The sequence below is a fragment of the Paenibacillus nanchangensis genome (genome assembly GCF_046543445.1).
Lineage (GTDB): Bacteria > Bacillota > Bacilli > Paenibacillales > Paenibacillaceae > Paenibacillus_AQ > Paenibacillus_AQ nanchangensis.
On the sequence record NZ_JBHOFD010000033.1, the window covers coordinates 1 to 14,540 of the forward strand.

The 14,540-nt window shown below is 43.5% G+C and carries 17 protein-coding genes; 13 read left to right on the top strand and 4 right to left on the bottom strand.

From position 1 onward, the window contains the following. Window positions 1-139 precede the first annotated feature (139 nt). The gene (locus ACE6ED_RS22700) at window positions 140-526 is read right to left on the bottom strand and encodes a carboxymuconolactone decarboxylase family protein (RefSeq protein WP_410829707.1); all 387 of its coding nucleotides are present in this window, start codon (window positions 524-526) and stop codon (window positions 140-142) included. A gap of 101 nt (window positions 527-627) precedes the next feature. On the opposite strand from ACE6ED_RS22700, the gene ACE6ED_RS22705 reads away from it, so the two are divergent. The 7 genes from ACE6ED_RS22705 (at window position 628) to ACE6ED_RS22735 (ending at window position 7,281) form a co-directional block, all read left to right on the top strand. Continuing rightward, window positions 628-1,002 carry a MerR family transcriptional regulator gene (locus ACE6ED_RS22705; protein WP_410829708.1) on the top strand — a complete coding sequence of 125 codons (375 nt, stop codon included), beginning with the start codon at window positions 628-630 and terminating at the stop codon, window positions 1,000-1,002. A gap of 78 nt (window positions 1,003-1,080) precedes the next feature. Beyond that, window positions 1,081-2,457, top strand: a complete 1,377-nt coding sequence (locus tag ACE6ED_RS22710; RefSeq protein WP_410829709.1) for a hypothetical protein — start codon at window positions 1,081-1,083, stop codon at window positions 2,455-2,457. Window positions 2,458-2,923: 466 nt separating this feature from the next. Next, a complete protein-coding gene (locus ACE6ED_RS22715; protein ID WP_410829710.1) occupies window positions 2,924-3,334 on the top strand; it encodes a hypothetical protein in 411 nt (136 codons plus the stop codon). 105 nt (window positions 3,335-3,439) lie between these two features. Further along, entirely contained in the window at window positions 3,440-4,270 is an 831-nt protein-coding gene (locus tag ACE6ED_RS22720) for a hypothetical protein (protein WP_410829711.1), read from the top strand. Window positions 4,271-4,274: 4 nt separating this feature from the next. Continuing rightward, the gene (locus tag ACE6ED_RS22725) at window positions 4,275-4,844 is read left to right on the top strand and encodes a GNAT family N-acetyltransferase (RefSeq protein ID WP_410829712.1); all 570 of its coding nucleotides are present in this window, start codon (window positions 4,275-4,277) and stop codon (window positions 4,842-4,844) included. A 30-nt stretch (window positions 4,845-4,874) separates the two neighbouring features. Beyond that, on the top strand, window positions 4,875-6,698 hold the full coding sequence (locus ACE6ED_RS22730; RefSeq protein ID WP_410829713.1) for a sensor histidine kinase: 1,824 nt from the start codon (window positions 4,875-4,877) through the stop codon (window positions 6,696-6,698). After that, window positions 6,679-7,281, top strand: coding sequence for a response regulator transcription factor (locus ACE6ED_RS22735; protein ID WP_410829714.1), 603 nt, complete (start codon window positions 6,679-6,681; stop codon window positions 7,279-7,281). The genes ACE6ED_RS22730 and ACE6ED_RS22735 overlap by 20 nt, the downstream gene beginning before the upstream one ends. 444 nt (window positions 7,282-7,725) lie before the next feature. On the opposite strand, the gene ACE6ED_RS22740 is transcribed toward ACE6ED_RS22735, so the two are convergent. From ACE6ED_RS22740 to ACE6ED_RS22750, 3 genes are all read right to left on the bottom strand, one after another. After that, on the bottom strand, window positions 7,726-8,502 hold the full coding sequence (locus ACE6ED_RS22740; RefSeq protein ID WP_410829715.1) for an ABC transporter permease: 777 nt from the start codon (window positions 8,500-8,502) through the stop codon (window positions 7,726-7,728). Further along, window positions 8,499-9,392 carry an ATP-binding cassette domain-containing protein gene (locus ACE6ED_RS22745; RefSeq protein WP_410829716.1) on the bottom strand — a complete coding sequence of 298 codons (894 nt, stop codon included), beginning with the start codon at window positions 9,390-9,392 and terminating at the stop codon, window positions 8,499-8,501. The genes ACE6ED_RS22740 and ACE6ED_RS22745 overlap by 4 nt, the downstream gene beginning before the upstream one ends. Window positions 9,393-9,753: 361 nt before the next feature. After that, the gene (locus tag ACE6ED_RS22750; protein ID WP_410829765.1) at window positions 9,754-9,837 is read right to left on the bottom strand and encodes a putative holin-like toxin; all 84 of its coding nucleotides are present in this window, start codon (window positions 9,835-9,837) and stop codon (window positions 9,754-9,756) included. 190 nt (window positions 9,838-10,027) lie between these two features. On the opposite strand from ACE6ED_RS22750, the gene ACE6ED_RS22755 reads away from it, so the two are divergent. The 6 genes from ACE6ED_RS22755 (at window position 10,028) to ACE6ED_RS22780 (ending at window position 14,404) form a co-directional block, all read left to right on the top strand. Beyond that, a complete protein-coding gene (locus tag ACE6ED_RS22755) occupies window positions 10,028-11,017 on the top strand; it encodes a tRNA dihydrouridine synthase (protein ID WP_410829717.1) in 990 nt (329 codons plus the stop codon). A gap of 82 nt (window positions 11,018-11,099) precedes the next feature. Next, the gene (locus tag ACE6ED_RS22760) at window positions 11,100-11,408 is read left to right on the top strand and encodes an SDR family oxidoreductase (RefSeq protein WP_410829718.1); all 309 of its coding nucleotides are present in this window, start codon (window positions 11,100-11,102) and stop codon (window positions 11,406-11,408) included. After that, window positions 11,405-11,851, top strand: a complete 447-nt coding sequence (locus tag ACE6ED_RS22765; RefSeq protein WP_410829719.1) for a copper amine oxidase N-terminal domain-containing protein — start codon at window positions 11,405-11,407, stop codon at window positions 11,849-11,851. Before ACE6ED_RS22760 ends, ACE6ED_RS22765 begins: the two co-directional genes overlap by 4 nt. 373 nt (window positions 11,852-12,224) lie before the next feature. Beyond that, window positions 12,225-12,794: an SF0329 family protein gene (locus ACE6ED_RS22770; RefSeq protein WP_410829720.1), complete on the top strand. Its 570-nt coding sequence runs from the start codon at window positions 12,225-12,227 to the stop codon at window positions 12,792-12,794. Between the two features lie 340 nt (window positions 12,795-13,134). Further along, on the top strand, window positions 13,135-13,692 hold the full coding sequence (locus ACE6ED_RS22775) for a PadR family transcriptional regulator (RefSeq protein ID WP_410829721.1): 558 nt from the start codon (window positions 13,135-13,137) through the stop codon (window positions 13,690-13,692). Beyond that, window positions 13,685-14,404 (top strand): CPBP family intramembrane glutamic endopeptidase, encoded by a 720-nt coding sequence (locus tag ACE6ED_RS22780; RefSeq protein WP_410829722.1) that lies wholly within the window; start codon window positions 13,685-13,687, stop codon window positions 14,402-14,404. Before ACE6ED_RS22775 ends, ACE6ED_RS22780 begins: the two co-directional genes overlap by 8 nt. The last annotated feature ends 136 nt before the right edge of the window (window positions 14,405-14,540 follow it).

The window sequence follows — 14,540 nt, forward strand, 5'->3', positions numbered from 1 at the left end:
CTACAGACTGTATAATAAGTAAGAGCTTCGCATAAGGATAAAAGAAACCGTGACAGCTATTGCTGGCGCGGTTTCTGCTATGTGCGGCGAAAATATGGATATTGGATTGGATAGGATTGGATTGGTATTGGTATTGGTTTTACCCGATTTGTACATTCTGTTCTTGAAAAATACGTTTTGCTACAAATATAGCATTTAACACACGCGGAAAACCTGTGTAGGGAATACAATGCGTGATAGCCTCAATGATCTCGCGAGGAGAGAGTCCCACATTAAGAGCCGCGTTAATATGAACCTGAAGCTGGGGTTCGCAACCGCCTTGTGTGGTTAAGGAAGCAAGAGTGACAAGCTGCCGTTGTTTTAAGTCCAAGCCTTCTCTGGAATAAATATCTCCAAAAGCAAATTCAACCACGTACCGGCCAAGGTCAGGAGCAATGTCCTGCAATGACGCGATCACCCGCTCTCCCCCTTCCCCGTCAATTTCCATTAGCTTTTCCCAGCCACGTTGATAGCGCTCTGTAGTCATATTCAACCCCCTGTAAGTAAATGATCAAGCCACCTCTTAAAGTCATGCTATACTTTCGAGTGCACTCTAAGGCAACACTATTTTTTGTTATAATCAGTATCATGGACAAACATTTTACGATTCAACAAGTTTCGCAAATAACCGGGCTGTCCGTTCACACTTTACGTTACTATGAGAAAATTGGTTTGCTGAACGGCGTAGCGCGTAACGAATCTGGATACCGCAAGTATCGGGATTCCGACTTGTTATGGATAGATTTTTTAATCCGGCTGCGGGAAACTGGAATGCCAATCAGTGAGATGAAGCAGTTTTCTGAGTTGCGGAGTCAGGGTGAAGCTACAATCAAGGAAAGGAGAACAATGCTAGAACTGCATCAAAATAAAGTAACCAAACAAATTGAAGAGCTACAGGAGAACCTGCTCAAAATCGAACATAAAATTACACTTTATAAGGGGTTAGAGGAAGAAGGCATTTGATTGAATAGGGCAAAGGCGGCTAAGGCGCTACGGTATGTTCTATATCTCAAAGTACAGATTTAATTAATAGGAGTGAAAATGAAAATGACGAGGCAAACTGAAGTACAAGCATTATTAAGTCGTTTGTCCAAAGACGAACTGATTTGTATTATTGCCCAATTCGCGGAGCAGGATGAGATGTTTAGACAACGTCTTCTGTTGAAATATGCTAAAGGAGAACATTCTCAGCAGATTCAGTCCTACAAGAAACGAATCAAATCCATTGTGAAAAGCTATGTTGGACGAGATGGATTCATTCCTTATCGGGAAACCTATGGGTTTGCGAGTGAAATGCTTGAGTTGTTGGAAGACTCTAGCGACATGGAGCATGAATCGCTGGCACTGGAGATCATTTTACTGGTACTGGAAGAAGGGCTGGCGGCATTTCAGTATGCGGATGATTCTAACGGCGACATTGGCATGTTAGTGAAGGAAGCGTTGGGACAGATTCAGAAAATCGTTGATAGCCAGGAACGTCAGGATCTGTCGGCTCGGGAACGGCTTTTTAAACGTCTGCTCAGCGTGGGTAAGAGTAAGATTTTTGAGGGATGGGAGGATTTCCAGATTGCATTATTTCATATCTGTGCCGAATTTGCGGATGTGGAGAAGCTCAGAGGGCAGTTGAAAAGGGAGATTGAGCATCAAATTGCTTCAAATGCCAACGATGAGTATCTAAAATATACAAATGAAGCGCTGCTCAAAATTTTATTTCAGTTCGTTCAGGACTACGGCTCTAAAGAGGAAGTGGAGAGATTTGTACAAGAAAATCTTCATTTTTCTTTTTTCAGAGAGTGGGCCATTGAGAAAAGTCTGGCAAACCGAAATTATCGCCGTGCCATCGAATTAGCTGAAGAAGGGGAGCAGCAGGATCAGCCGTTTCCTGGATTGCTTACCAAGTGGAAGGCTGTAAGATATGAAGCTTATAAAAAGCTTTCTCTCAGGCAAGAGCAGGTGGAGTTGGCTAAAGAGCTTTTGCTGAATGGGGACTATGTCTATTATCATGAACTGGAGTCGTTGTTCCCTGGGGACAAGGAAGAGTTCTACCGCAGCATCCTTCCCGAATTGAAAAAAGCTAACCATTGGAAAACCCGGGAAGTCTATCTTAAGCTCATTGCAGAAAAAAATGACACGGAAGAAATGATGGCTTATGTAACGGCCAATCCTTCCAGGATAGAAGAATATGCAGACCGGCTGTCTACCGATTACCGCGAGGAAATGAAGCAGGTTTATAGCCAACATATCTATAACACGGCCAGCACATCTTCCAACAGAAAAGAGTATCAGCGTGTATGCGCCATGCTTAAACGATATAAAAAAGTAGTAGGGAAACCAAGCCAGGAGGAAATCATCGCTCAATTAAAAGCTCAATATCCTACACGGCCGGCTTTTATGGATGAGCTGGCAAAGCTAACGTAAAAGAGGCCAACTGTGGCCTCTTTTATTTTTAGCGGTTTAAGTGCCCGGCTTATGGAAGTGTCACTTCAAGCCCCTGTTCGCCCAATAGACGGTTGCGGTACATCTCGTTCTTCGCCCAGTCCGGTCATCGTTTCTTCTAAACAGTAACTGTAGGCGCAAACAGAACAAATATCCTCAGGCGGCACGATGTTAACAAACTTAATGTTTATGTTCCTCAAGCATATTGAAGATAGTGCCTTCAAACTCTGCGAATAACATTTTTATGTATTAAACAGTGTGGAAATGAATCCCTTTAGCGGCTGCTTTCATGATATCATCGGTTAACATAGATAATATAGCATCAGAAAACACAGAAGTTGTACACAAGAACGATGAGGATAACAGGTGAGGATAGCGTTTCAATGGCACTTGGGCAGGCAGGACTTCGGTGTGATCAACGCAGACTAGGAAGTCAGGAGGTCATTAATTGGGAGAAAGAAAACTTACAAAAAATCAATTCAAAGAGGCATTCAAACGGGGACTAGGCAGTTCGTATATTGAGTTAAAAGAGAGTAACTGTCGTGAAAAATATAAAGATATTGTCTTATGGGCTTGTCTTCGTAACACCTGCTATGACATGCAATGCGAAGGAGGACGTGGGACTTTTCTATATAAAGCAATAGGTCTATTCGAAGATAAGAGCTTTTTTGAAGAGGCAATCATCCACAAGTTTATGCAAAAGAATCTAGATACGTGGTTATTCGATCAGTTGTGCGAGCTTTTATATCTATTTGCAGTAGATGGCAGCGTTCTAGCAAGGGAAGCATTATATGAGAAATATAACGTATTGCTTGGATTGCTTTCCCATCGCGTAAGTCATAAAGAGAAGGATCATTGAGAATGGCTTTGTGTATGGCTGACCTCTCTAGATGGATTTCCTGCATTCAAAAATATTGTAAAGCAGCTTGGCGAGCATGCGTTAAATAAGCGTAATCATGTTGATATGGATTGGTTCTACTCCAATGCACAAAACAAGTTTGGGGATAAACGTGTCGATACTTATTTGCAGAACAATGCGATGAAATCGGAAGCTGTAAAAGCCTTTTTAAACTCTGTTTCACACACTACTATTCAGAATGGACAAAGTATTGATCCCCCAACATTAGAAGAACTGGTCAAAGCATCAAAAGAAAAGTGCAGCCGGGGGCTTGCACTTCGTTTTGCGAGGATTGCTTCAGCAGAGGATTTGATTAAATTAGCGAAATACTCCATTGAAGAAACAAATCCAGAAATAAAGTTGGAATTACTTTGGACGTTTAGAAAAGTGCGCTTCCCGTTGGAGGAGCAGTTTATTTTTGAACTTGCCGAAAGCGAAAATCAAGCAATACGTGATGTTGCGTTTGAAATGATGCAGCATTTACCGCCAGACATGATCCATGACTACGCATTAAATCTTCTTAAACAAAAGAACGAGACCGCAAATGCTCTAAGCCTCCTATGTTACTGCTATAAGCCTGAAGATGAAGCTGTTCTGCTCGAAGGCATCCAGAGCCTGGAAGTATCTTATGAGGATGGCAGCTGGCATGGAGTCTTTATGGACGTTGAGAATTTATTGGATAACCGAACAGTGAAGATTAGTCCTGCATGTTTTACCTACATATATAGACAAACGCTGTGTTCATTTTGCCGTCATACTCTAATTCTGAAAATGTCCAAGAGAAAATTTCTCCCCCAAGAGATAATAGAAGAATGCTTGTACGACAGCTACGAGGACACAAGAAAGTTTGCAGTACGAAAGCTAAGGTCCCAAAAAATAAAAAGCAGGGAGCGGTGAGGGTATGAACTTAACGGCAGTTTTTGAGCAATTCCCTATCCTAAAGTCAGAGAAACTTGTATTAAAAAAGATTGAAGCTCATCATATTGACGAAGTCTTTGAAATCTATGACAATGACACAGTATTTGCATACTGCGGCATCTTATCCAAACATAATAAAGAAACGGTCAAAAATATGATAGGGCATTTTGAAAGAGACTATAATAAAAAATCGAGGGTAAAGTGGGGGATCTTCGCAAATGCTGAACCCGATCAGCTGCTTGGGATTGCTGAAGTTTTCGACTTTAACCAAAAAGTTAACGGAGCAACACTGGGCTATTTTTTAGCGGAATCGCATTGGGGAAAAGGTATTGCTACGGAAACGGTAAAAATACTGCTCGATTATTTGTTCACGGAGGTCAACGTCAACAGAATTCAGGCTGAAGTGATGCCCGGGAACGAGCCTTCCAAGAAGGTGTTGATGAAGAACGGTTTCATCCAGGAAGGAACCTTAAGACAAGCAACCTTCTGGGCCGGTAAAGGGGTTATCGATATCGAAATTTACGGTATTTTAAAAGAAGACCATGTAAAATAAGAAAAAAGTAACAAGAGCAGGAGCCATCTAATGCAGCATAAGATATCTGGAACTCATATTCAGGCCAGCACAAAAATGCTTTTTTTTGTTTATTCCGTTGTGTTAGCGTTGACTTGTTTATTTCAAAATAAGGTGATTATTTTTCCGGCGCATTACCTTTTTGTATTTGTGATCGGTAACGTACTGCTTTGCTTCTATTTATTTTTGGCGGGTGGTGCAAAGCCGAAATATTACATTCCTATTCATCTTTTTTTGTGGATGTTTTTGCTTTATGAGGGCTATTCTTACTTGTTTTATAGCGCAGCGCTTATTTTTATCGCAGCTTCGATTTATTATATGAGGCGAAACTCCATTCAGCCTTGGGTTACAAGGCTATACTATATCGTTGCTTCAGCCAGTATAGTGCTGGCATTTGCTCTAAATCCGGCAATTTTATTTGCAGTCTGCACCTTGTATACCATCGTGATGGTACTGCATGCTGACCTGACTACGATGCAAAAATGGAATGTGATCATATTAGGATTATTACATAGTTTAGCGATTGCAGCTTGTGCTTCTTCTTTTCTTTTTCCTTTTCAGCAAAACACGATTTTTACGCTGCCGACGAGCTTTCTAATCTTTGTTCTTTATGTGGCGTCAGCATCAATACACCGGGTGGTATTCCGCCTTCTGTATGCAGAGTCCATTATTTTTTTATGTATGATAAGCCTGTTATTTGGCTACTCCATAGCCAGCTATAAGTGGGTTTATTCAGGCAGCAGCAGTCCCTTTGCCTTGTGTTTAACAGGCAGCCTGGTGTTATTCGTTATGGCCTTTGCAGCATGCTTCAATATACAGAAGGTACTCCGTGCCAAGGATGGAATCCTCGAAAGCGGGCTCAATGACTGGTTCGTGAAAAAATGGGAGGATGCATTAAGCCAGCAGGAAAAAGAATTGTCCTGGTCTGGTTTTGACTCCAAGCTGTCCCCTGTTATTCCGAATGACGGCATCAAAATCATGTATAATCACAAAGTCATATATACCAGTGGAGTCTTTCTTGAGCCTGGTTTTAAGTCAGGCAAGTCTCTATATGCCGGAGAAGTCTTGCTGGTGCTCCATAGAACCGATACACATCAGTCCTTTACACCCGGGCACTACTACACGGCCTATGCTTTAGCCCGTTATCTGTTGAACAAGCTTAACCAATGGGAAGAGATGAGTAAAATCAAACTGCTGGATGCTGAAGGGAGCGGGAATTTCAGTAAGGAGTTGAGCTTTCGCAAAGAGGTGACGTATTATTTGCACGATAATATTTTGCAGAACATTATTGCGACTAAAAACATCGTGGCCACCTTACCAACGGAACAGCCTGCGCTAAAGGAGCTGGCGGTCGAAACTTTGGCTGACCTCAATACGTCGATCCGCTCGCAAATGCATGAAATTTATCCGTCTACCCTTGCGGATCTGTCTTTTGAGCGAAATATTCATATCTTACTTGATGAGATGCGCAAGCGGTACGGTAAAATTCCGAATCCCCATATTCAGTATGAAATCTTCGAGCAAATGGATGAGCAGTCTGCGTATTTGTTCTACCGTACGTTACAGGAACTGCTGGCGAACACCTGTAAATATGCGGAGGCCAATCATATATGGATCCATTTGTATACCGCAGACCATTGGATTATGGAAGTGAAAGAGGATGGCAGACCCATCGTGCAAGAGGACATGGAAGTCAAGATTAAGCATTTGGGGATCTCCAGCTTGAAGCATCAGGCGGGTTCACTTGGCGGAGCTTTTGAATGGGCACAACACGATGATTATAAATTGTTTACATTAACACTTCCAAGGAGAACACATGAAGGTACTGTTATTTGATGATCATAAATTGTTTGCCAAAAGCCTGGAAATTGTAATGGCCAATCATGTAGAAGAATTTATCTGCTTCCAGACACCGGAAAACATCGTTGAAATTGTGCAGCAGGAAAAGCCTGACTTAATCTTGTTGGATATTCATATGGGGACGTACAGCGGGTTAGATGTATGCCGGGAGGTGTTATACCATCTTCCTGAGTTGAAGGTCGCTTTCCTGTCGGGATACAACCTGCATGAATACAACCTGGAAGCGAAACGCATGGGGGCTAGAGGTTTTTTGGATAAAAATATGTCCGTTGAAAATCTGATCGAAAACATCAAGCATATCCATCAAGGGGGCACCATCTTTATGGAGAATAATGCTGAGGATGTTATTGAAGAGTTAACCCCGCGGGAGAAGGAAATTTTGCAGTATGCAAGCAACGGGGAGACGCAGCAAGTGATTGCGGATAAGCTGTTTATTAGCAGACGCACCGTAAACAATCATTTAATGTCGATTAACGATAAGCTAATGGTGAACTCCACCGTTGCCGCCATTGTGAAAGGGATTGAGCTTGGTATTATTAAGCTGTCCAACAATCGCTAGAGAAAGTTTCGACACGCGCACCAGAACCTATTAATTACTTGGAGATGCTAAGGCTAACGGACTCCAGATCCATTATTTTGCGCTAGAGGTGTGTTTTGGAATCCTAACGGACCTTAGATCCGTTATTTCATCCGAAAGGGCTTAATGTACCCATCATTTAGCAGAATAAAGGAACCACGGTCCGTTAGCGATGGAAACGGGGCCATTTTCGGCAAATAACGGACGCAGAGTCCGTTAGCGTGCGAAAGGGACGAGGCATATAACGGATGCAGCGTCCGCAGACATGGGAACACAGTAAAGAAACCCAAGACTATTAAAACAGCTGGGTTTCTCAACAATCAGAAGGCATCCATGACGGATGCCTTTTTTATAGGTTTTCGGGGTCTACGCAAAGTACCTGAGTCAGCATCCGTATAAAAGCCAGCCCCACTTTGTGGGGTTATTTTATTGAGCCAATGCTGCGGATGTCTTTTGAGCGAAAATAAAGCGCTGAACACAAATCGCTAGGATGACAAGTCCAACAGAGATAGAGAGCAGAATTACATTATCTTTTACTACATCTCCGACTGCAGGATTGTTAGTCCATGCCGCCAGTAATGCATTTCGTCCGTAGATGATGGGATTGATATAATAGACTAGCTTTTGCAAAAACTGCGGGAACATTTCAATCGGGAACGTTAAGCCGCCAAGGAACATCTGGAACATATAAAAAGCTAAGGAGATCGGATTATAAATTGAGGTCTTTCTTAGAACCGAAGTTAAAAAGAACGTAACGGCAAAATGAAAAATCTCGATGACGGCAAGGGTAACAAGGACCGGGATGATGTTTTGCACCGGGAATACCGTTCCATTATAAAAATAAGTAAATACAATAAAAGCAAAAATGACAGTAAGCTGAAAAGCGAAGGTAGCCATGAATAAAGTGAAGGAAAAGCAAAGCTCGTTGACACCCATAAACTTAAATTTTTGCAGGTTTCCGCTTTCCCGCGCCTGTACATAAAACGTACCAAACACACTAATGACCGCATTGCCTATAATAATGATGATGTACAGCGGAACAAGCAGATCGGATAAGGCCGAGCCGCTGAATTCCACATTCTGCAGCATATATCCAAATAAAATATAAAACCCGATGGGCATTAAAAATGCCATAAGTACAGACGATTTATCTCTAAATAACAGTTTAAAATTATATTTGGTTAAGCTAACTACCGGTTTCATTTGGTGTCCCCTTTCTCATCCAACTCATAGCCGATTATTTTGAGAAACGCATCTTCAAACGTTCTGTTCTGCAGCTGGATATCGTATCCTCCGCATATTTTTAAATGATCGTAGACCTCTTTTTCGTCTTCTTTTTTGTATTCAATCATTAATTTATTGCTTTGCTGCTTATATGCATATTTTAGAGAGGAAAACCTAAAGCTTGAATCCACCAGGCAAGTCGCTAGTTTATGCATCGCAAAAGCATTACCGATAATATCAGGAACCGTCCCTTGCAGCTTGACCCTGCCCTTTTCAAGGACAATCACATAATCGGACAAGTATTCAACCTCGTCTAAAAAGTGACTGGTGAGCAGGATGCTACCCCCTTTTTCCTTTCGGATTTTGTTCAATAAATCCCAGATCATTCTGCGGGACATTACATCCAGCCCTGTCGTCAGCTCGTCCAGAATAATCAGCTTAGGATTGCCGATGGTCGCAAGCAGCACTGCAATCTTTTGTTTTTCCCCGCCCGACAGCTTTTCCAGGTAGGAATTTTTAAAGGGTAACATTTGGATACTTTGCAGAAGCTCATCCACCGTTTCCTGACTGTCCAGCAGTTCAATATAGAGCTGTACAATATCCTTCACTTTCGCGTTTTTTTCGAACGTAGACGTCTGGGTTTGCACCCGGATGTATTTATACAGGTCCTTTTTGCTAAAACCATAGGTAATGGACCCTTCATAGTTTAAATTTTGCATTATGGCTTGAATCAGTGTGCTTTTTCCTGCCCCGTTATGTCCCACAATCGATACAATACGGTTGTCCTCAACGGAGAAGGATACTTTGGTTACCGCATTGGTATTGGCTTTATGATAGCGTACGGATACGTCCTGTAAATTCAAGATCATAATTGATGTGCTCCTTTCGTTGCTTACAAGAGCTATTCTATATGAATCAGGACCCTGGGGCATGAGTAATTTGTGCAATGTTGGACCAGCTAAAGCCCACCATGATTTGACTTCCAAAGAACTCGAGTTATTCTTGCAAAGAAAAAACGAACACCTGTCCAGTAACAAAACAGGGTTATACTGATATAAGTGAACGGATTGAAATTTTCTCTTGCCATGTTATAATAAAGGCAGAAATAGCGTAAAATGCAAAGAGAGCCGTGCGCTAACACGACTCCCCATTTGCAATAGCCGCTTTTAAGGGCGGCGGCTTCGGAATAGCAGTCAATGAGATAGACCGTTTCCTTTGGACTAGGGCGGTCTATTTCTTTTTGAGGTAGTTAAGCAGCGCAATAATGAACATGCCGAACATGAACATCAATGACAACACTTGATAAACCTCCATTGGCCTCACCTCCCTTCCGGGAGATTAGCCGACCACCCTTGCAAGCCTTCTATTGCTGTTGCGATTATATCATGTTGTACTACAGTTTGGAAGATTAGACGAGTTTTACCACTAACAGAAGTGGGAATTAAAAAAATATACTCCTCTGGAATTAAGATTTTATCCTGGTACTTATAGAGAGGTTTTTGACATGACAGAAAGTTTTTGGCGTGATTTACCACGGCCTTTTTTTATACTGGCGCCCATGGAGGATGTGACGGATGTTGTATTTCGTCATGTCGTAAGTCAAGCGGCCAGACCGGATGTGTTTTTTACGGAGTTCGCGAATACAGAAAGTTATTGTCACCCGGAGGGGAACCATAGTGTGCGCGGGCGTTTGACGTTTACGGAGGATGAGCAGCCCATTGTAGCGCATATCTGGGGAGACAAGCCGGAGTTCTTCCGTCAAATGAGTATCGGTATGGCGAAAGAAGGCTTCAAAGGCATCGATATCAATATGGGTTGCCCTGTAGCAAATGTAGCGGAGAACGGGAAAGGAAGCGGCTTGATCTGCCGTCCTGAAATCGCAGCAGACATTATCCAGGCTGCCAAAGCTGGAGGACTCCCCGTCAGCGTAAAAACAAGGCTCGGCTTTACGGAAGTAGACGAATGGCGCGGCTGGTTAACCCATATTTTGCAGCAGGACATTGTAAACCTGTCCATTCATCTGCGCACAAGAGAAGAAATGAGCAAAGTACCTGCTCACTGGGAGCTGATTCCGGAAATTAAAAAGCTTCGGGATGAGGTTGCGCCGAATACCCTTTTGACCATTAACGGGGATATCCCGGACCGCCAGACCGGCCTCAAGCTTGCTGAGCAATACGGGGTGGATGGGATTATGATTGGGCGCGGTATTTTTCATAATCCGTTTGCGTTTGAAAAAGAGCCGAAGGAGCACAGCAGTGAAGAATTGCTTGATCTGCTGCGGCTGCACCTGGATCTCCATGATCAATATTCGGCACTGGGGCCGCGTTCGTTCAGCCCGCTTCAACGATTCTTTAAAATCTATGTCCGCGGATTCCGCGGGGCCAGTGAATTAAGAAATCACTTAATGAACACCAAGTCCACAGGTGAAGTGCGTGCGCTGCTGGATGAGTTTGCAAGCAAGGAGCAGGACGAAGCAGAAGAGTTTAACGAATAAGAAGGATATATGAGACATTTCATTATTTTTGGAGCAAGCAAAGGCTTGGGAGAGGCCTTCGTCAAGGCGCTGCCGGAGCCGGGTGATCAGGTGGGTAGTCTACAGAACGTACCCGGACAGCCTGAAACTGGAGGATGGGGTGCAGCGGACCTGGATCGAGGCCGATCTGGCAAGCCCAGGGGCAGCAAGCCTGATTGCCAAGACCTTGGGCGGCGCTACCCTGGACGTATTCATCTATAACGTAGGCGTATGGGAGAGCAAGGGCTTCAGCGATGACTATGATTTTGAACAGGACGACCCGGCTGAGATTGCCAGTATCATTAACATTAATGTGACTTCGGCGATTACGTGCATCCAGAAGCTTTTGCCGAATCTGGAGGAGATATTATGAAATTGAAATTTATAATACCGTTTCTTGTTTTCATCATGGCCTCAGTAGGCTGTATTTCAGTCTCCAGTGTGAGTGCAGCGACACCAACCACGTATGGCTCTGTTATTTTAGACGGGAAGCCGCTTGGCTTCGGTGCCAAGCCTATCATCATAAATGGGAACACTATGGTGCCATTTCGTAAGATATTTGAAGCATTAAATATGAATGTCCAATGGGATTCCAAAACCGGAAATGTTACAGCCAAAACCACAGGGATAACGATTAAAATGACTGTGGATAGCCTTAAGGCCAATGTCAATGGCAAAGAATTCACTTTAACTCAAACGCCATTTAATACACCTGAAAGCACGGTTTATGTGAACCTCCGTTTTATTAGTCAAGCCGTAGGGGCAACTATAAGCTGGGATAATGTGAAGAAGATTGCAACTATAGATACTAAATAAACTTCGTGTAAATAGGCCGATTCCCCATAAGGGCTGACCCAAACGTCATTTCAAGGCGTGAAGGTCAGCCCTTTTTCCTGCAAAATGGAGACATAGAAAATATTTCAATCCTTTTCCGCCGCTCAGCCGTCTTCCTTCTGGAACGCTGCAAGAGGTGTTGGATGCGCACGCGGAGACCATCGGGGGCCTGCATGTGCTGAAGCCGGTGGGCGTATTTATGGCTGGCGCGGATGAGTTCGATCTGTATAAGGATTGAGGGTAGTTCATCCATCACAAAGTCTCCACAGGCGGGAAACGAGGACGGGATGTATGGTAACATAGAATTTTAGGAAGAGGCCGACAGGCCTTTTCCCATTTTCACGGAGGTGATTACATGTCCTGGAGCAAACTCAAGCAACAACTGGAGGGCTTTCTCAGCCCTGCGTTAAATGGAAGGATAGAATACCGAGCACCAGCATACCGCTATTTCCCTGATAAGTCTGGTACTTGTTATATATCGGTGGACAAAAAGAACATACTCAACATGAACGATAAAACCAACTCCATCCGATGGTATCAAACGGAGCTGGAAATTAAAAATGATCCGGATATCCGTATTCCTGTCACCAATGACGATATTGAGGCAGTCAGAGCAGGTACCAAGGGGCCGGTTCCGGAGGAGCGTTTAGTCGTAATGGCCCGAAGCAGAAAAAGCACAGAACATGCTAAAGAGCTTTTGGCTGCACAAGCTTCGTTGAGCAAATCCAATTTTATTGTGCTGGCTAATAAGTTCTTAACTACTCCTGTCGAGGAGAGCCTGGAGAGCAACGATATTTTGTTGAATGTTCTGGCTTTGATGGACCGAAGGGTTGGGAAAAAGCGGATTTTAGGCATGTCCGATACGATCGCTTTGAAGCATCCGATTGTGCAGTATTTTTATGAGCTGCGGCGAGGGACGTTGTGAAGTTTGATCTTCGCGAATCGTCATAGACCGAAAGAGTGCAAGAAGGTGAGATGCGTGAAAAAACGTGGGATAAGTGAAAGAACGTGAGAAACGCGAAAAAGCGTGGGAGAAGCCTGTTGAGAAATCGCTGGAGTGGTGGAGAACAGGTAACACGTGAAAGCTCAGGCCGGTAAAAGGCGTGGGCTTTCTTTATGTGGGGCATAGGCAAGAACGGGCAGCTCAATTAGGGAGAGGCCTTGTTTTTTTTATTTTCTGAAAACGGATTGTAATCTACAGCATTGTAGGGTATCATGCTAATTATATATATCCGAAAGATATATGAATCTACGAGGGGGAACGTATGAAAAGAATCAACACCACCCATTTTGCTATTCTCGGCTTACTGCGGATTAAGCCTATGAGCGCGTATGAGCTTGTTAAGTTTTCGAAGGAAAGCATTGGTCTGTTCTGGAACGAATCCTACGGACATATTCACAAAAGCATTAAACAGCTGGAGTCAGAGGGCGCTGTGTCGGTCGTGGAAGAAGCGGAAACGGGAAGACGTAAAATCGTCTACGGTGTTACGCAGCAGGGATGTGACCAACTGGATGCCTGGTTAGCCCTGCCGCCTGAGGAATCCGTGATGCGGAACGAATTGCTTATGAAGCTGTTTGTTTCCGAGGAACGTCATATCCCTCAATTGGTCACTTTTATCGAGGAAGAATTAGAAGCGTGTGAGCAATTAACGGCAACTCTTGCGGGGATTAAAGCAAGTGTTCCTGGCGGGGAAAGCCAACAGGCCCAACTCTGGTTATTGACGCTCGACTATGGGGAACGGTATTTGCGGATGACAATCGAATGGTGTCAGCATGCGTTAAAAACATTAAACCATCCAAACGGGGGCCATAAGAATGACTAAAAGACGAAATAATCTTTTTCCCATCCTGTTGATCACGATCGTGGTCATTGCTTGCGCCCCTCTCCTGCTGTGGCTCAGGAACAGTCCCCCCCTTGCATTAGAGATATTCCAAAATACTACATACAACGTGGAGATTAGTTATCAAATTACGGCCTTGGTATTGGCGATTGTGGTAATCGGCATTGTATATGGGCTGACAGGCAGCGAAGGACTTGCGTATTTAAATCTTACCAAGCAGGATGGGAAAATCCGGCCCGAACCGTGGATTGGCATTAAGCCAAAGGCAACAGAGACGTGGAAAAACTTAGGTGCAAACTTTGCGATAGTGATTACGCTGGTAACGGCGGTTGTCATCTATTTTCAGGTGGTCCACGGGAAAAGCATAAGCCTGGAGTTATTTCCAGGGGTGATCCTGATCCTTTTGTTTGCGCTTATGAATGCTTTTACAGAAGAAATCATTTTTCGGTTTTCCTTTGTGGCCGTTGTTAGTAAATACGGATTCTCCCCCTATGCAGCGCAGGGATTAGCAGCAGCGACCTTTGGTGTCGTTCATTATTTTGGAAACCCAGGCGGGATCCCGGGCGTATTGATGGCTGCTTTTATCGGATGGTTCCTGGCCAAGTCGATGTTGGAAACGAAGGGATTCTTCTGGGCGCTGTTGATTCATTTCTTGCAGGATGTTGTTATTTTTAGTGCTTTGTTTATGGGGTAGGGGGTACATACGAACTTAATTAAAGGCGAGATTTATTGGCGAGCTGCATAGAAGTTTAGCGGAAAGCTACATTAATTGAATTTAAATTTATTTCTTTAATATACAAAATTTATAATATATATAAAATTATTTCATT